Annotated in this window: 18 protein-coding genes; 6 read left to right on the top strand and 12 right to left on the bottom strand. The window is 45.3% G+C overall.

Going from position 1 to position 20,479, the window contains the following annotated elements:
* Positions 1-38: 38 nt before the first annotated feature.
* Positions 39-1,397: a DUF4397 domain-containing protein gene (locus R7127_RS04445; protein ID WP_033905539.1), complete on the bottom strand. Its 1,359-nt coding sequence runs from the start codon at positions 1,395-1,397 to the stop codon at positions 39-41.
* Positions 1,394-1,990 carry an LON peptidase substrate-binding domain-containing protein gene (locus R7127_RS04440; protein ID WP_033905540.1) on the bottom strand — a complete coding sequence of 199 codons (597 nt, stop codon included), beginning with the start codon at positions 1,988-1,990 and terminating at the stop codon, positions 1,394-1,396. The genes R7127_RS04445 and R7127_RS04440 overlap by 4 nt, the downstream gene beginning before the upstream one ends.
* A gap of 323 nt (positions 1,991-2,313) precedes the next feature.
* On the opposite strand from R7127_RS04440, the gene R7127_RS04435 reads away from it, so the two are divergent.
* The 4 genes from R7127_RS04435 to csdA all read left to right on the top strand — a co-directional run bounded on the left by R7127_RS04435 (position 2,314) and on the right by csdA (position 5,935).
* Positions 2,314-3,129 carry an outer membrane protein OmpK gene (locus R7127_RS04435; protein ID WP_033905541.1) on the top strand — a complete coding sequence of 272 codons (816 nt, stop codon included), beginning with the start codon at positions 2,314-2,316 and terminating at the stop codon, positions 3,127-3,129.
* 108 nt (positions 3,130-3,237) lie between these two features.
* Positions 3,238-4,128 carry a 2-dehydropantoate 2-reductase gene (gene panE / locus R7127_RS04430; RefSeq protein WP_033905542.1) on the top strand — a complete coding sequence of 297 codons (891 nt, stop codon included), beginning with the start codon at positions 3,238-3,240 and terminating at the stop codon, positions 4,126-4,128.
* Entirely contained in the window at positions 4,125-4,724 is a 600-nt protein-coding gene (locus R7127_RS04425; RefSeq protein ID WP_033905543.1) for a DJ-1 family glyoxalase III, read from the top strand. The genes panE and R7127_RS04425 overlap by 4 nt, the downstream gene beginning before the upstream one ends.
* Complete coding sequence (csdA, locus tag R7127_RS04420) at positions 4,724-5,935, top strand: cysteine desulfurase CsdA (RefSeq protein WP_064376477.1); 1,212 nt, start codon at positions 4,724-4,726, stop codon at positions 5,933-5,935. Before R7127_RS04425 ends, csdA begins: the two co-directional genes overlap by 1 nt.
* 33 nt (positions 5,936-5,968) lie before the next feature.
* Here the strand turns inward: csdA and R7127_RS04415 are convergent, their stop codons facing one another.
* From R7127_RS04415 to R7127_RS04395, 5 genes are all read right to left on the bottom strand, one after another.
* On the bottom strand, positions 5,969-6,889 hold the full coding sequence (locus tag R7127_RS04415) for a GGDEF domain-containing protein (RefSeq protein WP_033905545.1): 921 nt from the start codon (positions 6,887-6,889) through the stop codon (positions 5,969-5,971).
* Between the two features lie 309 nt (positions 6,890-7,198).
* Positions 7,199-7,627 carry a cysteine desulfurase sulfur acceptor subunit CsdE gene (gene csdE, locus R7127_RS04410; RefSeq protein WP_005380244.1) on the bottom strand — a complete coding sequence of 143 codons (429 nt, stop codon included), beginning with the start codon at positions 7,625-7,627 and terminating at the stop codon, positions 7,199-7,201.
* Between the two features lie 19 nt (positions 7,628-7,646).
* Positions 7,647-8,456 carry a tRNA cyclic N6-threonylcarbamoyladenosine(37) synthase TcdA gene (gene tcdA / locus R7127_RS04405; protein WP_005380241.1) on the bottom strand — a complete coding sequence of 270 codons (810 nt, stop codon included), beginning with the start codon at positions 8,454-8,456 and terminating at the stop codon, positions 7,647-7,649.
* Between the two features lie 99 nt (positions 8,457-8,555).
* Complete coding sequence (gene mltA / locus R7127_RS04400; RefSeq protein ID WP_033905546.1) at positions 8,556-9,659, bottom strand: murein transglycosylase A; 1,104 nt, start codon at positions 9,657-9,659, stop codon at positions 8,556-8,558.
* A gap of 273 nt (positions 9,660-9,932) precedes the next feature.
* Entirely contained in the window at positions 9,933-10,388 is a 456-nt protein-coding gene (locus tag R7127_RS04395; protein ID WP_005380234.1) for a DUF2850 domain-containing protein, read from the bottom strand.
* Between the two features lie 162 nt (positions 10,389-10,550).
* Between R7127_RS04395 and argA the strand changes: the two genes are divergently transcribed.
* Positions 10,551-11,888 carry an amino-acid N-acetyltransferase gene (argA, locus tag R7127_RS04390; RefSeq protein ID WP_012841478.1) on the top strand — a complete coding sequence of 446 codons (1,338 nt, stop codon included), beginning with the start codon at positions 10,551-10,553 and terminating at the stop codon, positions 11,886-11,888.
* Between the two features lie 400 nt (positions 11,889-12,288).
* Positions 12,289-12,477, top strand: coding sequence for a hypothetical protein (locus R7127_RS04385; RefSeq protein WP_074191720.1), 189 nt, complete (start codon positions 12,289-12,291; stop codon positions 12,475-12,477).
* 48 nt (positions 12,478-12,525) lie between these two features.
* Here the strand turns inward: R7127_RS04385 and R7127_RS04380 are convergent, their stop codons facing one another.
* The 5 genes from R7127_RS04380 to recB form a co-directional block, all read right to left on the bottom strand.
* Positions 12,526-12,897: a hypothetical protein gene (locus R7127_RS04380; protein WP_033905547.1), complete on the bottom strand. Its 372-nt coding sequence runs from the start codon at positions 12,895-12,897 to the stop codon at positions 12,526-12,528.
* A 26-nt stretch (positions 12,898-12,923) separates the two neighbouring features.
* Entirely contained in the window at positions 12,924-13,298 is a 375-nt protein-coding gene (locus R7127_RS04375) for a hypothetical protein (protein ID WP_033905548.1), read from the bottom strand.
* Complete coding sequence (locus R7127_RS04370) at positions 13,286-14,296, bottom strand: LysM peptidoglycan-binding domain-containing protein (protein WP_033905549.1); 1,011 nt, start codon at positions 14,294-14,296, stop codon at positions 13,286-13,288. Before R7127_RS04370 ends, R7127_RS04375 begins: the two co-directional genes overlap by 13 nt.
* Positions 14,297-14,461: 165 nt before the next feature.
* Complete coding sequence (recD, locus tag R7127_RS04365; RefSeq protein ID WP_172563511.1) at positions 14,462-16,609, bottom strand: exodeoxyribonuclease V subunit alpha; 2,148 nt, start codon at positions 16,607-16,609, stop codon at positions 14,462-14,464.
* Positions 16,609-20,283: an exodeoxyribonuclease V subunit beta gene (recB, locus tag R7127_RS04360; protein WP_047102668.1), complete on the bottom strand. Its 3,675-nt coding sequence runs from the start codon at positions 20,281-20,283 to the stop codon at positions 16,609-16,611. Before recB ends, recD begins: the two co-directional genes overlap by 1 nt.
* Positions 20,284-20,479 lie beyond the last annotated feature (196 nt).

Below are 20,479 nucleotides of genomic sequence, written 5' to 3'. Positions count from 1 at the left end.
CCTTAATTTGTGGGAGGAGTTTCCTCCTCCCATTCTTCCTAATCGGTCACGTCATCGACCAACAAGTTGAAACCACCGTTGTTCCCATCATCAATGGCAACGACTTGGTACACAACACCGTTCATTACATTGACTGGTGCTGAGTCAACCGCAACAATACTTGGGTTACCAGCCACTGTTACCGTTACATAATATGTACCTTCAGCGACATATAATCCTTGTACACTATTTTTATACGCAAAATTAGCAATAGTTGGATCACTTCCATCTATTCCTGCACTCGTAGTGAGGTAAATATCCACCATTTCCGCTATAGGATTAGCCGCCGCGTGTGTCACATTCAATGTCGCGCTAGTCGTCACAGCGCGTCTCATATCTTCAACAACCAGAGCTTCGATATCAATCGCTGGGCTAACAACACCGACTGCATAAACACTGTAATCCATTCCACCTGCAACCATTAACCCGTCAACATCTATGATCGGATTGGTTGTTGTGCCATCCACGTAAACATCAATATCGTAATCCCCAGCAGCAAGATCCAAATAACCACGAATCTCTTTGAACGCTAAGTCGGCAAGAGGAGCGAAGGCCGCCCCGTTAACGTTAACATCGACGACTGGCGCTCCATCGACAAGGTGTCCGACTCTTACTTCAGCTTGGCTGCCCATATCTTCAATTATAGAAGAGCCCGAACCGTCCAACACCAAGAGTTTGACAGGTGACGTGCTATTCGAATCTCCTGTGCCGATAGCGGCAATCGTCAAGTTGGAGTTAGCCGCAAGAGGTACTGTGCCGGAGTCAAAAGCAACGCTGTCTCCTACGGCAAGTCGAACTTGATACTCACCAGCTGGGATGTTCAATACGTCGGTAGAAGCTTTGTAAGCAAGGTTAGTTATTGGAGTCGCGCTAGCAAGAGCAACACCTGGCTCAGTGACATAAAGATCAACAGCAGGAACGCCTGAAGCTGCATGAACAACTTGAACATCTAGACTATTGGCATCAGCCATTGAATCGGCGCTGCGAGTCACAACTAAAGGCTCAACTGGGTTTGGCGAACCATCGGCATCGCCAACAACGAACACGTTATAATTGAGGTCGGAATCAAGATCTAGTTCTGTTTTAGGTATTACGGTCGCGGTTTCATTACCTGGGAGCTGAACATCGACCTGAATCGAATTCATCCCCTCTCGCAATTTAACGTAGCCAGATCCCACACCATAATCAACATTCGTTAATGATGGTTTATCGTTGATCCACACATTTGCAAGCGGCGCATCAGAAGACGCGTGCACTGCCTGTAAATTGGAATACTCGATAGTGTCACTGTCGGAGCCACACGCCGCCAGTCCTAATGTCGCAACAATAGTTAGCGCAGCTTTATTAAATCCTTTCATATCCTTGCCTCTTTGTTAGTCGGGGCTTCTATGGCTTCTGTCAGAAATTGCAACGCAGAAATACAGTCCTCTGCGCCGACTAGCTGTTCGAACAGATTGCAGTCTAGGGGTAGTAACTCAAGCCAACGCTGAGTAACCCAAGCAGAGTCATCGTAAAAACGATGCTGGTAGAGGCTTCCAAGTTGAGGAAACTCTTCATAAACATGGGATAACTGCTGGCTTAAAAAGAAGAAATCTGGTGAGTTGTCTAGATGTTGCCAATTGTCTAACCATTCAACCTCTGCATGACGTAAGCCATCCGCATCTGCACGGACGCGTTTGACAACAAAGCGTTGCTCACCAGCAACTGTAATACCAAGAAGGCCATCACTGAGTGTTTCAAAATCAACGATCCTGACCAAAGTTCCGATAGATGAAACGTTACCCACGTCTTTAGGGTCACCTTCACTTCCTACTAGGCAAACTCCAAAGCCCACATTTTGTAGGCTGCATTCCTTTACCATTCGCTTATATCGTGGCTCAAAAATGCGCAGATTCATTTTACCTTCAGGGAGTACAACTGAAGTGAGTGGGAATAACATGACTTCTTTCATTCAAACGTCCTCTTTGATTCACGGATACATACGAATCCCTTATCACTCCGATCACTAACGATTTATGTTGGTTAATCGACTGGCTTAAAAAGTCATAAAATCGCTTACGCAAACGATCCAAATCACATATTTATTGCAATCAAATGCAACAAACAAAAAGTTCCGTAAATAAAGATAATTTCGTGACATAACTCACCAAAAACGTTCAATTTTGCACCCTTTATCACTTTCATTTGGGATTTTTATCGCTATTATTCCCGCCAATTGGAAAGCGCAGCACAGATTGCGTGTTCTGAATCATTACAAACATAGAGAGTCCCCTTATGCGTAAATCACTTTTAGCTCTTAGCCTTCTAGCGGCTACTTCAGCTCCAGTTATGGCTGCTGACTACTCAGATGGCGATATCCACAAGAACGATTACAAGTGGATGCAGTTCAACATCATGGGCGCAATAAATGAGAAAGGTCCTTACGAATCAACTCACGATTACCTAGAAATGGAATTTGGCGGTCGCTCTGGTATTTTCGACCTTTACGGCTACGTTGACGTATTCAACCTAACTTCCGACAGCAGCAGTGATAAAGCTGATAAAGATGGTAAAATCTTTATGAAGTTCGCCCCTCGTATGTCTCTAGACGCTATTACTGGTAAAGACTTATCTTTCGGTCCAGTACAAGAGCTTTACTTGTCTACTCTTTTTGAATGGGACGGTAACAATGGCGGTGTTAACACTCAGAAAGTAGGTCTTGGTTCTGACGTAATGGTTCCTTGGTTTGGTAAAATGGGTCTAAACCTTTACGGCACTTACGACTCAAACCAAAAAGATTGGAACGGTTTCCAAATCTCGACTAACTGGTTCAAACCATTCTACTTCTTCGAGAACGGTTCATTCATCTCTTACCAAGGTTACATCGATTACCAATTTGGTATGAAAGACGAGTATTCTCAAGTTAGTAATGGCGGTGCTATGTTCAACGGTATCTACTGGCACTCTGACCGCTTCGCGGTAGGTTACGGTCTGAAGCTATACCATGACGTATATGGTTTCGAAGATGGTACTGGTCTACCATGGGATTCTTCGACAAAATCTGAGTCTTCAGGCGTAGGTCACTACGTAGCTGTAACTTACAAGTTCTAATTGAACCACTAAGTTTCATCAAAAATGGCGCCTTTCGGCGCCATTTTTATTTGCTTTCCTTTTTTCCCTCATTATCCTTGCAGCAAACCTTTTTAATGAGAGCGTTTGGTGAATATCCTTATCCTCGGTCCAGGTGCGGTGGGCTCACTCTGGGCAACAAAATTTCAGCTTGCCGGGCACAATGTTTCATTGTGGGGAAGAAGTTCAGAGAGACAACAATCACTTCAGTTGGATGACACACCCGCAATCGTATTCAGTAATCAAGATATTTCCTCCGTAAATCAAGCGGATCTCATTTTGATCACGGTAAAAGCTTGGCAAGTGGAAGACGCCATTCAGCCTTTGCTCCCTCATATCAATACAGACACGATTATCATGCTGATGCACAATGGTATGGGTACTGCCTCTGGCGTGGAGAAGGTTGTGCAAAACAATCCGATAGTGCTCGCAACAACGACGCACGGCGCATACAAACCAGATAACCAACACGTACTGCATACCGGTCACGGAACAACGCAAGTGGGTGGTTATAATGACAAAGGAATGCAGTGCGCTTTTCTGCAAGATGTTATGCTTCATGCTCTTCCAGAGGTCATTTGGAATCCACACATCCAATCTGCGTTATGGACTAAGTTAGCAATTAACTGCGCGATTAACCCACTGACTGCGATTCAGCAGTGTAAGAATGGTGAGCTTGCGCAGCCCGAGTTTAAGATACAACTCGAAAGCATCACTCAAGAACTGGTTGAAGTAATGAGTAAAGAAGGTATTGCTATCGAGTTTCGCTCTCTTTTCGATACGGTAATGCAAGTGGTGAACGCCACAGCTGAGAACTATTCTTCAATGAGACAAGACGTATTCCATCAGCGTCGAACGGAAATTGATTTTATAACCGGATACTTTTTAAAGGCTGCCGAGAAACATCGCATCAATACGCCTGAGAATTTAAAACTTTACCAACGCATCAAACAAATAGAACAAAGCTGGACAGAACAATGAGTAAGAAAATCTTAGTGCCAATAGCTCCAGGCACCGAAGAAATGGAAGCCGTCACCGTTATCGACATGATGGTTCGCGCGGGTTATGACGTTACAGTAGCGAGTGCTGCTTTTGATGGCTCATTGACGATGAAAGCTTCTCGCGGAGTCACATTAACGGCAGATTGTAAGCTAGTCGATATCGCTGATGATGAGTTTGATGCCATAGCACTGTCTGGTGGTGTTGGTGGTGCAGAAATTTTCCGTGATAGTACGGTGATGATAGAAATCCTTAAGCAGCACATCTACGAGGGAAAATTGGTTGCTGCTATCTGCGCATCACCGGCGTTGGTATTGCAACACCATGATCTTTTCCCACAATCACTGATGACCTGTCACCCGAGCTTTCAGTCACATATCCCGGAAGAGAAGTGGCGCAGCAAACGCGTGACCTTTGATATCAACCACAACCTGATCACTAGTCAAGGTCCGGGTACAGCTTTAGAGTTCGCGATGGAAGTAATCATTCAACTCTCAGGTAAAAAACACGCATGGTCAGTTGCTGAACCAATGCTCCCTCTGCCTACTCTGCACTACCACAAGCTTGGTGAAGAATAATGTTTGACGTAAATGCTGTACGTGAGCAATTTCCCGCTCTAAATCAATCCGTCAACGATACGCCCTTAGTGTATCTAGATAGCGCAGCGACAACGCAAAAACCGCAATGTGTGATTGATGTCATCAGTCATTACTACAGTGCGCAAAATGCCAATGTTCACCGTGGCAGTCATAGTTTAACGGCTAATGCTACCAGCCAATTTGAAGCGGCACGAGAACGAGTGGCAAGCTTTATTGGTGCAAACAGCTCTAAGGAAATCATTTGGACACGGGGCGCAACCGAAGCACTGAACTTAATTGCTCAAACCTACGCCCGTAGCACGTTACAACCAGGTGATGAGATCTTAATTAGCGAGATGGAGCACCACGCCAACATCGTGCCCTGGCAAATCGTGGCAGAGCAAACGGGGGCTAAAGTCATTAAAGTTCCGATGACATCAGATTGTCAGTTCGACATCAGTGCATTTGAGGCGCTTCTGTCTGACCGCTGTAAAATTGTTACTTGCGGACAAATAACCAACGTAACAGGCACACGCCAACCTATCGAAAAAATCACTGAACTGGCGCACAACGTTGGCGCGGTTATTGTAGTTGATGGCGCGCAAGGCATCGTACATGAGCAACTTGATTTATCGGCATCAGATATCGATTTCTACGTTTTCTCAGGTCACAAACTTTATGCACCAGCAGGCATTGGGGTTTTATACGGCAAGCTTGAACTTTTGGAAGCCATGCCACCATGGCACGGCGGCGGTAAAATGGTTGAACGCGTTTCTTTCGAAAAAACGACGTTTTCTGCACTTCCTGGAAAATTTGAAGCGGGCACACCAAACGTTGCGGGCGCGATTGCTCTAGCGAAAGCCATTGAGTGGTACCAAGGTTTTGACCATCACGAAGTAGAGACTCATCTCCATGCGCTTCAGGATAAGGCCTACCAAGCACTAAGCGCTTTGGATGACATCCATATTCTAGGCTATCAACCGAATGCCTCTGTACTGACCTTCGTAATGGACGGCGTTCATCACCAAGATATTGCGACGCTGCTCGATCAACAAGGCATTGCGGTACGAGCAGGACACCACTGCGCTCACCCATTGATGGATGCGCTAAATGTGAAAGGCACGGTACGCGTCTCTTTTGGTATTTATAACACGACGAGCGATGTGGAAAGACTCATCGCCGCCGTTGAAAAAGCCGTCGACATGCTATAACGCCAACGGTTTGATTTGGAGTAACCAACAAGGTTACTCCATCTGCCTATCCAGAGTCGCCACGCAATTTCTGCCATTTCTTTTCGCAGCATAAAGCGCTTTATCTGCATGCGCATACAAACGTTTGGTGGTTTCATTTCTGCCTATTTCCACCACGCCTACACTCACCGTGACCGGAATTTCAATCTTTTCAAATTCGAACTGACAATTTTGAATGTGGGAACGTACTTCCTCTCCTACCTCTTTCGCCGCCGACAGAGAAGTTTCTGGCAAAATAATCGCAAACTCCTCCCCTCCGACTCTTGCGAAAATTTCATCTTTGACGAGTAAGTGAGAAACCAAATCAGCTAACGTTTCTAAGACATGGTCTCCCGCATCATGACCACGTTTATCATTAATGACTTTAAAAAAGTCCAAATCAAACAATAACAACGCGGAGTGATAGTTCGGCTCTTGAGCTTTAATGACCTCTTCTGTGAGCTTTTCGAAAAAAACACGTCGGTTGTAGATATTGGTGAGAGCATCTATTTGGCTTTGATGGCGAAGAAGGGTTTCAACTCGGTGGCGATTGGAGATGTTGCGTGTAAGAATAAGGACAACGCGACGACCCCGGTATTTTATAGCGAGTGGGCAGATCTTGCCTTCGTAGTATAGGTCGCCTCTTGGCCCACTGTTAGCATCTATTCCCTGAATGCTGTCGGCGCACATCTTGTACTCGATCGTCACAATACTGTCTTGTTTCAGTGACCGATTTATCTGTTCGATAAACCAGTCAGCTTTATCTTTCTCGAGTACGCTGTGCAGCGTCTCACCTATCAAATTACTTCCATCGTGATAGGCTTTTTTATCTGTTCCTCCAAAAACATCAATATAGATACCATCTTCACTCAGAATAAAAGTGGGGTCTGGCATTCCGGATAACACGTCTTGCGCATGTTCCAAGGTGAATTGCATATAGGGAGGTTCCTAGCATTTGTATCTAAGTAACCCAATCGCTTCCAAGTGTGTTTCCACATTGGGGAATAGGAGCGAATGGGGCATATGTCTATTATCTAATATAGACAAATTTTAAATACAATTGAGTTTATAAAAACCAAGTGGGCAATATAATGAACCAGGATCAATAGAATGGTTAATTAACGCTAAAATAGTCGACCATTTGCATACTTTTTATCCATATGCAAAAAATATCTCAACTCAGATACAAAAAACGCCAAACAGTTAGGCTATTCGGCGTTTTTTAAGAGTTGGGAAAATGACTCGTTACACGGCGATTTGCTTAATCTGCTCTACAATAGCTTTCAAGCCATTACCACGTGACGGGCTTAAATGGGAGACAAGCCCCAGCTGATCAAAATAAGCATCAATATCAAATGCTTGAATTTGATCGGCCGTTTTACCGTCATAAGCTGCCATCACCAAGGCAATCAACCCACGGACGATACGCGCATCGGAGTCCGCACAAAAATGCCAAACGCCATCTTGCTCTTTGCTCACTAACCACACCAAGCTTTCACAACCCGAAACGGTAACTTGTTCTGATTTCAGCTCTTCTGGCATTTGTGGCAGCTTTTTACCCCACTGAATAACCTGACGGTAGCGATCTTCCCAGCCTTGAAATTGCTGCATAGTCGCTACAATGTCTTCGCTGGTGATATCTGTACCAAATGGAGAAACGGGAAAATCTGTCATGATGCGCTCTTCTTCTAGTTTACTTCTTATATTTTGAAATCAACTTCTCAACGATTCGCGATACCGCGACAAAGCCAAACGTTGCAGTTACCACAGTCGCCGCACCAAAACCGCTAGCACAATCCATACGTTTTGGGCCTTCCGCTGTCGACTTCACACCACACACTGAACCGTCTGCTTGAGGGTACTTCAGCTGCTCGGTTGAAAACACGCAATCAATACCAAACTTACGAGCCGGATTCTTAGGGAAGTTATGATGACGACGCAAGGTGTCTTTGATTTTCTTCGCTAGAGGATCTTGGATCGTTTTCGTTAAATCAGCGACCATGATCTGCGTTGGGTCAACCTGACCACCAGCGCCCCCCGTAGTGATCACTTTGATCTTGTTGCTGCGGCAATACGCCAACAAAGACGCCTTCGCTTTTACGCTGTCAATCGCATCTAGCACGTAATCAAACTCTTTGCTTAAGTACTCATGTTGATTGTCTGGCGTGATGAAATCATCAATCAGATTGACTTTACACTCTGGGTTGATCAATTTGACACGCTCGGCCATAACTTCAATTTTGCTTTGGCCAACGGTGCCCGTCATCGCATGAATTTGGCGGTTAATATTCGTGACACAAACATCGTCCATATCAATCAGAGTCAACTCACCGATCCCCGTACGAGCCAGCGCTTCCACCGCCCATGAACCTACGCCACCAATACCAATCACACAAACGTGTGCAGCGCGAAGAATGTCTACTTCGCTGTTGCCATAAAGACGACGAGTGCCGCCAAAGCGTTGATTGTAGCTGTCAGATGCTGGGGTATCGAGTTCACGCATATTGAAGTCCAGATGATCGATAGAAAAACAAAGAGTGCGATTTATACGCACTCTTTGATGAAATGTCTAGATAAGAGAGTGTTCCTCTCTCTTGGACGACTATTGTAGCTTTTCTGGCGGTAAAGCCCAAGGCGCTTGAGTTGGTGAGTTTTCCAGCCCAAGTTTCCAAACTCGACCAAAATGCTTGTAGTGCCCTGCTTCCGTTCCTGCTCTCGCACCAATGCCATGATACAGATCCAAATGGTTCTGTTTTACCGCACCACCAGTGTCTAAAACGATCAGCATTCGCAGTTGATGCGCACCGCTCCACGTACCATCCGCATTCAGCAATGGTACTTCCGCCAAGATTGGTGTCCCCATTGGTAAGATAGAACGGTCACCCGCGACCGCCGCCATTGGCAACAAAGGAATACCAGCCGACCCCGTTACTGGCGCTTCCTCTTTTGGCGCAAAGAAGACGTAAGAAGGGTTTTGCTCCAACAACTCGCGCACTGTCGCATCGTCGTTGTCCATCACCCACTCTTTGATTGCTTTGAGGGACATTTTTTCACGCGGCACTTCACCACGTTCAATCAAAATGCGGCCAATACTAACGTAAGCTTTATTATTTTTCCCTGCGTACGCGAAGTACTCCAACGTATCATCATCTTCAAAATGCACATAGCCACTGCCCTGCACTTCCATCATAAACGGGTCAATACGATTAGGCGCATAACCTAGCACTAAACCTTGGCCATCTAATGCCCCGTTGTAGATCTCCGCGCGAGTCGGACAATCTGATGAGCAGTTTGGCTTGCCATAAACTGGGTACTTAAAAATGTCGTTTGGTGTATGACGCAGCTCCATCACGGGAGAAAAGTATCCGGTAAACAGTACATTACCTTTTTGATCACCACCGCCTAATTGCGCAGCTTGAATGCCAAACGCACTCAACGCGCTGGTATCTCCGCTTTGTTGCGCCCACTCACTTAATCGTTGATATAGCGGTTGGTAAATCTTCGCCATGGATGGTGACTTTATCACCACTTGCTCTGCTTGCTTGTTAAATTCAGTAAAATCGCGTGGTTTGTTAGACTCAACCACATCCACTTGATTGAGGATCTGAGGAAACTCACCATCAAGATATTGCTGAGCACGATCATTTTGTTGAGCACAGCCAAAGAGTAGGCTCAAAGAGATAATAGGAAGGAGTTTTTTTAACACGTGTCTTTTCCGTAAAAGAGAATAGCAAAAGGATGGCAAACAAATGCATACGGTGCAATTGAAAAGCAACGACAAAATGTTTCAACGCTAAGCCAATCCGTTTACTCGTTGTGAATTCATTCAGTTAATACAACATGATAGCAGCGGAAGAATTACGGAATTGTCCGGATTATGTTTGAAAGTAAGATTTACTGATTGAGAGATGAAATTGTGATCATCCATGTGACTCACAGACGCAAGAGATCTCTGCTTAACAGACAAAGATAAAAACGACTATCTTACCGCAATCCTTGCACGCCCCTCTAAACGGAATACAGGTAGATAATGTGCATTGGCATCCAGCTTCATTTCTGCATGCTGCTTACCCACAAAATTGAAGTGCCGCTCATTTGAACCCACTCGATACGAAAACGAATCCCCATCGAATTCAAAACTGGTCGCCACTGTAGAACCATTTACGGTAACACCGCGCTCACTCAACACAAATTCTTCACGAGCATAAGGCGCAACATCTTGCTCAACCCAGCGACCATAAATTGTCGATTTGGGAATGGGCGGATTAATGGTTCGAGTAATCAAATCACTATACAGCATGCACACGACAACGGTTCCAACTATCGCTATAAGCATGAGAGAACGCTCTAGCCACTTACGAAGCATTGATTTAGATGACGTTTTTGACAGATTTGAAGCAGTGATCGCAGCATTCTTATTAACAGCAGAAGACATGAGGTTCACGTATTGAGGAAAGACGCCACCATTGTAACCTTCCCTCTTAACGGGACCAAGAACCTACCTCAATATGTTTGTGCTTTATTCCAAAATTTCACCTTGCCACCGAGTGAATAAAAAGGCATTATTTTAACATAATTAAACAAAGGGATGGCTGTAGTGAAAATTCGTAGTACTGCTCTCGTAAAAGGATTCCGTCAATCAACACCTTATGTCAATGCTCACCGCGGAAAAACCATGGTGATCATGCTGGGCGGAGAAGCCGTCGCACACAAAAATTTTGGCAATATTATTAATGATATCGCACTCATGCACAGCCTCGGAATTAAAGTCGTGGTGGTGTATGGTGCACGTCCTCAAATTAATCAGCTGCTAGAAAAACAAGACCTCACTACGCCTTACCACAAAAATATCCGCATTACGGATGAATCGGCTTTATCTGTTGTTATGCAAGCTGCCGGACAACTTCAACTTGCGATTACTGCGCGCCTATCAATGAGCCTCAACAACACTCCGATGGCAGGCACCCAGCTCAATGTCGTTAGCGGAAACTACATCATTGCTCAGCCACTCGGCGTTGATGACGGGGTGGATTATTGCCATAGTGGACGTATTCGCCGCATTGACACCGATGCTATCAACCGCACTCTTGATCAAGGCTCTATTGTGCTACTTGGCCCCATTGCGAGCTCTGTGACTGGCGAGTGTTTTAACTTACTTTCTGAAGAAGTTGCGACACAACTGGCGATCAAATTAGGCGCAGACAAACTGATTGGTTTCTGTTCAGAACAAGGTGTCATTGATGACAACGGTAATGCTGTCGCCGAGTTGCTGCCAATTGAGGCGGAGCATGTCATCAAAACGCTCTCTGAAAATACGTCTCCTGACCTAGATTACAACACTGGGACACTGCGCTTTCTTAAAGGGTCTATTGCCGCTTGCCGTGCCGGAGTACCTCGCAGCCACTTGATCAGTTATAAAGTAGATGGAGCCCTAATTCAGGAGTTGTTCTCTTTCGACGGTATCGGAACCCAAGTCGTTATGGCGAGCGCTGAACAAGTGAGGCAAGCCAATATTGACGATATTGGCGGTATCTTAGACCTCATTCGTCCTTTAGAAGAACAAGGTGTACTCGTTAGGCGCTCTCGAGAGCAGCTAGAGCAAGAGATTGGAAAGTTTACCATTATCGAAAAGGACGGTCTGATTATTGGCTGTGCAGCCCTTTATCCATACCCAGAAGAGCGCAAAGCAGAGATGGCTTGCGTAGCGATTCACCCTGACTATCGTGATGGGAACCGAGGTTTGTTACTGCTCAACTACATGAAACATCGTTCTAAATCCGAAACCATTGATCAGATTTTTGTCCTCACGACACACAGTCTGCATTGGTTCAGAGAGCAAGGTTTTTACGAAGTCAGTGTCGACTATTTGCCCGGAGCCAAACAAGGGCTATATAACTTCCAGCGTAAGTCAAAAATCTTAGCGCTAGATTTGTAGCTTAACCTTAAATCAGGAAGAGAAATTTAAGGTCCCGCTATACCAACACCTCAAGGTGCGGGATTCAGCTCATTGACGCTCAATCCCACACATCAAGTTTGTTTTGGAGTAAAGCCTCACATAAATCCTGCTTCGAGCTAGTGAGTCATCATGTAAACACCAACTTAGAAATGCGCAAACCATTGCTTAATTTTCGTTCCAATTTTATCTTTTAAATATACATTTGGTTGGCTATACTCTGCTCGCTAGTGATTGGTTTTTAACCAATACGAATGGATCTAGGTGATGTAATGTAGCCTTCACCCTAAAATACTGGGCAATTGAAAAACTAGTTAGCTCCGTATTGCACACCAAGGACAGTTGTTAATCTGACTTTAAATAAGCCGAGACGAGCACTGTTATGAGAACAATCATTTGTAATTCGCTTCAAAGCTTCTGGGATATGGCTGACAATCAGTTTTTAGAAGGCCTAGACGTCCACTGTGTTTTCCCCGTAAATGACGCTGTCCGAGATTTTATTCTTGCTTATCAACAGCAATACAAAATACGCAGCGTGTCTTTTACCAATGCGTTTGCAAAACATGCATAAAAGAAGACCGAGCCATAAGCTCGGTCTTCTTTTACGTACGTAATCAATTCAAAAAAAAATCATAGCCAACAAAGATGCAAAAATAGTGACTACGATAAAGATTAAAATAGTCCAGTACACTACCCCAATACTTATGAACCACTTTGGGCAAACTCTACGAATATCTGTTAGCTTTCTTTTTTTGGCCAACTTAGGAAATGCAACTGCGGCAACAAGGGCTAATCCATGTATTAAGGCCCCAAAGTGACATCCAGAAACTAAAGCAAGCTCAATATCTGTATAATGCTCACTAGTGTACGCATAGCGCTTTACTTTTTGCGGCGTGATAACAATAAGCAAAATACCTACTATCAGGTACCAAAAAACTAACAAAGCACCTGCAACAAAAAATGTAATAAAAGAAACTTCTAATAACTGCAAACTTCACCGACCTTCTATTCCAGCTCTCAAGTAATAGACATCCAAACCACCATTGAGCCTAAAGTGATCATAGCTAGAAGCAATAAAACGCTTATATAAATACGGCAAATTCCGATGAATAGACCGGAGCAAACTTGATGAATATCAGCAAAGCCCCTTCTCCTCGCTAAAGTTGGTAAAGCGACCGCCGCAACTAAGCCTACACCATGTACTAAAGCACCAAAGTGAAAACCCGAGACTAAGGCTAACTCTACTTCTGAATAATGTTTCGGATTAAAAGCAAACCGCTTCACCTTTGGCGGTATAAAAAATATAAAAATTGCTCCGATAATAACGAACCATAAAAACGCGACTCCTCCGGCGATAAAGAAGGTTAGAAAGGACCAATCTAATAACTGCATATATTACCTACACCTGTCGATTCAACTACGTCTAAGTGAGAATAGTGCTCTTTATATACCGCTGCAGCTTGTTTTCCTGAATAATAACTTCCGACAGATGAAGCAACTCCCAATACCAGAGCTCCCACCCAACCAACGGGTGTAGCAACAACAAATAATGATATTGCAATACCAGACATAGTACCTACAACTGTACTTGCTGCAGTTTCCACCAATATTTCGTTTTTCTTTGCCTTAGAGTCTGCTCTAGCTATCTGATCGCAGGCAATACCAATATTAACTGCAGTCAATACAGTGCCACCTTTAGCTGCTACTTTTGATAACTTTGCTAACCTATCAGTATTCTTCTGAAGCGCCGCGGTAGTCATAACCCCGCCGTTTCGAGATATCCTCATAGCCTCTCGAGCTTTCTTACCATTAAAGAGAAGCTTCTCAGTTGGTCCAAGGTTTTTTGCTACATTCTCTAATAGTTTTTTCCTGCGGTAATCATATTGCCCTTTCGAAAACTTTCCTGATTTATAATCTCTATATAAACCATCAAGCTTTTTTAGCTCTGCGACATTTCCTTTTTCACTATCTCCTAATAAAGCCCCCATGGACGCAAAAGTAGCACCGATACCTGCGCTCGCAGGCCCCCAATTGTCATCAAGCCAAGAAAGAGCCCAAAATGCTTCCTTTTCGTTTTGCGACATAGATTTCATCGTTGATTCAAATTGCGCTTGATCATGATCTGAAATGGCAATTTTAGAAGAAAACTCAGATTGCTTGGTGTTTGAAACGTTCAACTTTCTCAAGTAAATAGATTGACCAGATTTAATCGAATTAGGGTCTGAAATTTTTGGGTTGTCTTTTTTTATTTGAGCAACAGCAAAATTATAGCCATCTGTTCCAAACTTAAAATGATAAAACTTCCATATAATTCTCGTAAGAGTATCACCAGGCTTAACACTATATATGTAGCTATACCTATTAACGCTGTTAAAATAAGTTGTATTCATTCCATTCAAATCCTTATGCTCACAATTGCGCATAATGTTAACGTTTCAGATTCAAAAACATCAATTGAAATGACTTTTCTTTCAGAAAGAGAATTGTTAAAACACAACTCATCACCAAGTTTGACATGTAACAAAGGTAAAACTGACTGTAAACTAAGTCCATAATCAGTTAGTAAGCCGCTGTACTAACCCACTCGCGCGAGTCGTTTTCACCTTAATACCTCGCTTCAGAACGTTGAGTTCGGCGTAAAGAGCTAAACGCTTTTTCGCGCGGGTAATGCCTGTGTAAATCAACTCACGAGTTAATATCGGGCTAAAGTCTGGTGGCAAAATCATCAGGGTGTAATCAAATTCACTGCCTTGCGATTTATGGATGGTCATGGCGTAAGCCGTTTCATGTTCAGGCACTCGGCTTGGCAAGACCGATTTCACACTGCCGTCAGGTAACTCGAAAAAGACTTTCAAACGCGGTTCTTCTTCACTGTCATCTCGCATGCAAATACCAATATCACCGTTATACAAACCTAGACCATGATCATTACGCGTAACCATGACAGGTCTACCGTGATACCAAATTTCATCCTGAACCTGAATGAACTTGCGCGCCGCGAGCGCTTTCTCGATGCGCTGGTTTAGCCCAGCAACACCAAAGTCACCTTCACGAATCGCGCAAAGCAGTCGGCATTGGTTGAAGGTATCTAATACCGCTTTGGCTTTACGCGTTAGCGACTCTGGCTCTCCGGTTTCAGGATCGGTTTCCTGTTGTCCAATGCGTTTGAGGTAACGACCGTATTCCTGCACCAACGTCTGCATCATTTGGTTGTAGTGCTGACTACTTAGCGCGAAATGTTCGATATCAGAAAAGTCACGCGCCCAGACGTTATCTACGCTCGCAGCAGAACCGGAATTAACCGCTTTTGCCAACTGACCAATGCCTGAGCGAGCGTCAAATCGGTAGCTCTTTTGCAGCATACATAAACTATCAGCAATGCTAGATGCACTGTTACCCGTATGGGCTAAAGTATCGAACCCCGTCAGTTTTGCGATGGCTGACGCCTGCTCTTTGCCATAACCCAATGCATGGAACGAACAGATATCACCCAACACTGCCCCTGCTTCAACTGAGGCAAGTTGGTCTTTATCACCTAACAAAATCAGCCGCGCATGTTTCGGTAAGGCATCGACCACTTTGTACATCATCGGTAAATCGACCATCGACGCTTCATCGATAACCAAAATATCCAAATGCAGTGGATTTTGCTTGTTGTGACGAAATTCTGCGCTATTAGGAATTGCGCCCAGCAACCTATGTAAGGTACTCGATTCAGTCGGAATTTTGGCTTTTAGCTCCGGAGAAACTGGCAGTTCTTGCACTGCTTTACCAATGGACTCGGTTAATCGCGCCGCCGCTTTCCCCGTCGGGGCCACCAGCTTAATGGTTAGATTTTTCTCGTGCGTTGCCTGTTCAATCAAAGCAGCAAGCAATTTGGTTACCGTCGTCGTTTTACCCGTACCTGGGCCACCAGAAATCACAGCAAACCGACGGGTCAACGCAACCGCCGCCGCGACTTTTTGCCAGTTCACGCAAGCCGAGAGTGGCACGAGTTCATCCAGTGTTTGTAAATCCTGAACCTTGCGCGCATTGCTAAGTACGGAATCAATGGCGTGCCAATCCAACGATTCGCTTGCGACCACATCAAGGTGGTCACACACCAGTTGCTGACGCAACACTTGGTTACTGTTTCCCGCTTCTACTGCTTTACCTAACGCGTTAAACAGAAAATGGTATTGGCGTGCAAACAAATGGTTGAGCAACTCGGATAATCGCGCAAACTCTTGTGGTTGCAAGTTAACTGCGGCGCCCAACTGATTGAGCTTTTCCGCCAGTGTCACTTCATAATGCCAATAGCGATGCAGATACAGACGCTCGCCATCGAACATCAGCGGCAAGGCTTCTCCTTGCGCGCCGACCAAGTTGGAATTTTGTAATACTTGAATCCAGTCTATGCCTTGCAACTGTGTATTGAGCGCCAATGCCGACTCACCAAACAGCCCTAGCTTACTGGCTAAATCCGTAGATTGCCCTTGTGCATCGAACAGAGACAGACAGATATGTCCTTTGCCGAGCTCACTACTGACAACACCCGCGATAAACGCCAGTGCTTGGCTATCCGACTGTTCATCATGCGTTTGAGAGTCAATAAAACAGGCGAATTGGTAGTCGAGCTGACGAATAGCACCTTTGTGCGCCAAGCGTTCCAGCACTACCAATAGACTATCTTGGTCAGAATGAAGATTGTGATTTGTCGTCATTAAAGTAGCTCCATCTGCCCGGCTTGAGTTGAGCGCGTTTCAAGTGCTTGACCATCAATCAAACGATCCATCTCTTGTAAGAAGTCTAAGGTTGGTTTCGCGGCAAAAATGCCGTGGTCACTCTGCCCATCCATGCCGCGCAAGAACAAGTAATACACGCCACCGAAGTGATGATCATATTGATAATTCGCCAATCGGCTGCTTAGGAAACGATGCAGTGCTAACGCATAAATCTGATACTGCAAATCGTAGCGGTGATCCGCCATCGCCGATTTCAGAGCCTCACCATGGTAGCTCGTCACATCGTCGCCAAGATGATTCGATTTCCAGTCAAGCACGTAGTATTTACCTTGATGTTCAAACACCAAGTCGATAAAACCTTTGAGCATACCTTGCACGGTTTGGAAACCTAAATCCCCCGCTTTCGCCGACAACGGATCGTGACGTTGAATGACTCGGTTTAACGCCGGTGCAGACAAAACTTCAATCGGCAGCAAAAATTCCATCTCCACCAAACGTTGCGACGGTGCTTTTTGATTTAGCAGCAAAGACTTACCATCCAACGGCGTTGCGAGTACGGTATCAATCAATTGCTGTAAAATGGGCAACCACTCTTCATCGAGCTGTTCGCTTTCCATCAAGCCAAGGATGATTTGTGTATTCTCTTCCGTCGCGGCTGGCTGAGTAAATTCAATTTCCTCAAACAGGCTGTGCAGGAACGTCCCCGGACGCGCACCGCGAGGGAAGGTAAAAATAGAACGCTCTGGCTCCACCAAATCCGCTTCGTCTTGTTCTTCAGATGAGTCGATATCAAAACCTGTAATCTCAATCGTGGCATCATGCTCGGCGTGATGAGAGCCTTGCTTGACCAAGCCAGAATAACTGGTGATGCGCCAGTTTCTGTCGATAGGGTTTTGCAGTTCTTTCGCGCTAAGATCGTATATTTCTTCTTGTGGCGCTACGTACTTCTCTTCGAGTTGCTGCGGCGGATCGGCCACAACGACACAATCAAGCTCGTCTTGTTGCTTTGTTAAACCTTGGTGCAAATCGTTAATGCCACCTTCTTGACCATTTTGAATCAAATAGCCAATCGCACTGCGGTGTACACCAGTTGGCTCTTTGGTCGAACGGCCATTGCGCAACGGTGAGGCACCGATAAAACACGCATAAACAGCACGCGTTAGTGCCACGTATATCAAGCGTAAGTCTTCCGCCAAACGCTCTTTGTCCGCTTGCTTCATGGACGCATCGTTGCCAGTGATATCCAGTACCGTGCAGTCATTGGCTGCATCGTAATATTTGGCTTCACTGGCTTCTCGATAGCTGAACACAAACGGCAGAAATACGAGGTCATACTCCAAGCCTTTTGATTTGTGAATAGTTACGATCTGCACTAAGTTACGTTCCGATTCTAAACGTTGGATTTGGTCATCACTGCCACCCAAACCGTTTTCCGCATCACTGATAGACTGAGCGAGCCAACGCAGCAGACCGTGGTCGCTATCCAATTCATTACTGGCTTGTTGAAGCAGTTCACCAATGTGCATTAAATCGGTAAGTACTCGCTCACCATTTTCACCCTGTGAGCTTCCACCCTCTTCTAGTAATCGCTCAGCAATATGGCGTTTGCTGATCACCGCGCGCAACATCGGCAGCACACCACGTTGAACCCAAAGTTTGCGATATTCTTTGAATTCGTTAACAGCGTTTTCCCACACGACTTCATCGTTATTAAGCGCATCCAAACTTGCTGCATCGAGGGCAAACAGCTCAGAGGCAAGACTTGCACGCAGCGCACGATCATTTTCTGGAGTCAGCACCGCTTGCAGCAAACGCTGTAAATCCTGCGCCACTGAACTGGTAAACACACTGTCTCGGTTAGACAGGTACACGCTGGCAATGCCTTGGTCTGCCAGGGCTTGTTTGACCATTCGACCTTCACTACCTGTTCGAACCAACACCGCGATATCGCCCGCTTGAACCGCTTTCTGTTTTTCGCCATTCACCAGACACGCTTGCCCCTGTTGAGCCTGCGTCAAAATGGTTTGGATTTGGCTTGCGGTCGCCTCTGCCATTCGAGTCAAATACTCGCCTTTTGGTAGCGGTTTATCGTCCGCTTCTTGCAACCAATAAGTCAGCGCCGGTTGCTTTTGGCCACCCATAGTCCAAATGCGTTTTTCGGCATTGGGACTGTACTTAACGGGTAAGAACGGAATATCCGAATCATAGATAAATGGACTATCGGGCAAGGCAAACACTTGGTTCACCGCCTGCACCATATCTGCGCTAGAACGCCAGTTGGTTCCTAACGTGTAGTGGGCACTTACTTGGTTACGCGCTTTGATATAGGTGAAAATGTCTGCGCCACGAAAGCCATAAATCGCCTGCTTGGGGTCACCGATCATAAACAAACCACATTCCGGGTTGTTCAGATAAATACGGCTGAAAATACTGTATTGAAGCGGGTCGGTATCTTGAAACTCGTCAATCATTGCGACAGGATACAAAGTACGAATACGCGCCGCTAAAAGCTCGCTTTCGTCCGTATCGATAGAAGCAGAAAGTTGCGTCAGCAAATCATCGAAAGAGAGCCACTGTTTTTGATTTTTCGCGTTGGCCAGCATCACTCGACAATGCTCAATCGCATGCGCAAGCAGTGGCGCTTTTAAGCTGATTGGATTGGCAAGAAATGTTTCAATGGCTTCAAATACCGCATGCTGCGGCGCACTGCCTTTCGGTGTTTTTTCCAACAAGACGTTTTGCGCGAATTTCTCCAGCTTGTCTGGATAATCGTAACCTGTAGTTTCCGTTGCCGCCCAAGTGTTTACCACCTCCAACCACGTCGGCAGAGACTTTTTGGTATAGCTACGTTTGTTAATATCTGAATCTGAAATTAGCGTTAAGAAGTCATCTTGGCTTTCTCGCCACTGTGCTTTTAATTCATCAATTTTTTTCAGATTTTCAGTATGAAGATCAGCCAAACTGCCTTTCATTGCCGGAACAGAAAGGCTTAACGGCGCACCAGTTAAGTAATTGCTGATGTCAGACAATAACGCAGATGGAGAGCCCCATAGCTGGCGAATTTCTCCAGCCAAGGTAAATGGCAACGGGTAGAAATTGCGGCGCCAGTAATCGGCTACAACTTGCGCTTTTAGGTGACTTTCATCGGTCACAAACTCGTTATTAAATCGGCTGCCAGATTCAAACGCATTTTGCGTTAGCATACGTTGGCAAAAACCGTGAATGGTGTAGACCGCCGCCTCGTCCATCTGACGCTCTGCCTGCAATAAAATTTCTGCGGCTTGCTTGTGATCGTCAAACTCATTAAGCAAAGGTTGGATCACCGGATCGGAACTCTGTCCACGCGCAAACGCGATTCGCGCGTCATGGATCCTTGCCCTGATACGATCGCGTAATTCCGCAGTTGCCGCTTCGGTAAAGGTTACGACCAGAATTTGGTCGACTGTAAGCGGTACGCGATGTCGAGTTTCCTCGCAGCCGTGACCAAGCAAAAGGCGCAGATATAAACCTGCAATAGTGAAGGTTTTACCTGTACCTGCTGATGCCTCGATTAACCTCGCGCCATGCAGAGGAAACGTCATCGGTTCTAGTGGCGTTGGTTGAGGTTGCTCTGTGCGGTCTAACGTATGTAGAGGACACTCTGCACCTGACATTTGATCCATAACGCTGAATCTCTCCGGATTATTTACTAGGACGTATCACCTAATAAATGTGATCTATAGTTAAAAATTCTATTAATATGTTTAACAAGTTGGATAATTTAGAGCTTTGTGAGATCTTTCTCACGGTTATCCATAAGACGTACCGTTAGTATGCGCCCCACGAGATAAGCCAAACCTTTTTGGCGAC

It is taken from the genome of Vibrio sp. 1159, assembly GCF_033340395.1.
Taxonomy (GTDB): Bacteria; Pseudomonadota; Gammaproteobacteria; order Enterobacterales; family Vibrionaceae; genus Vibrio; species Vibrio alginolyticus.
This window is presented reverse-complemented; position numbering and strand designations above follow the sequence as displayed.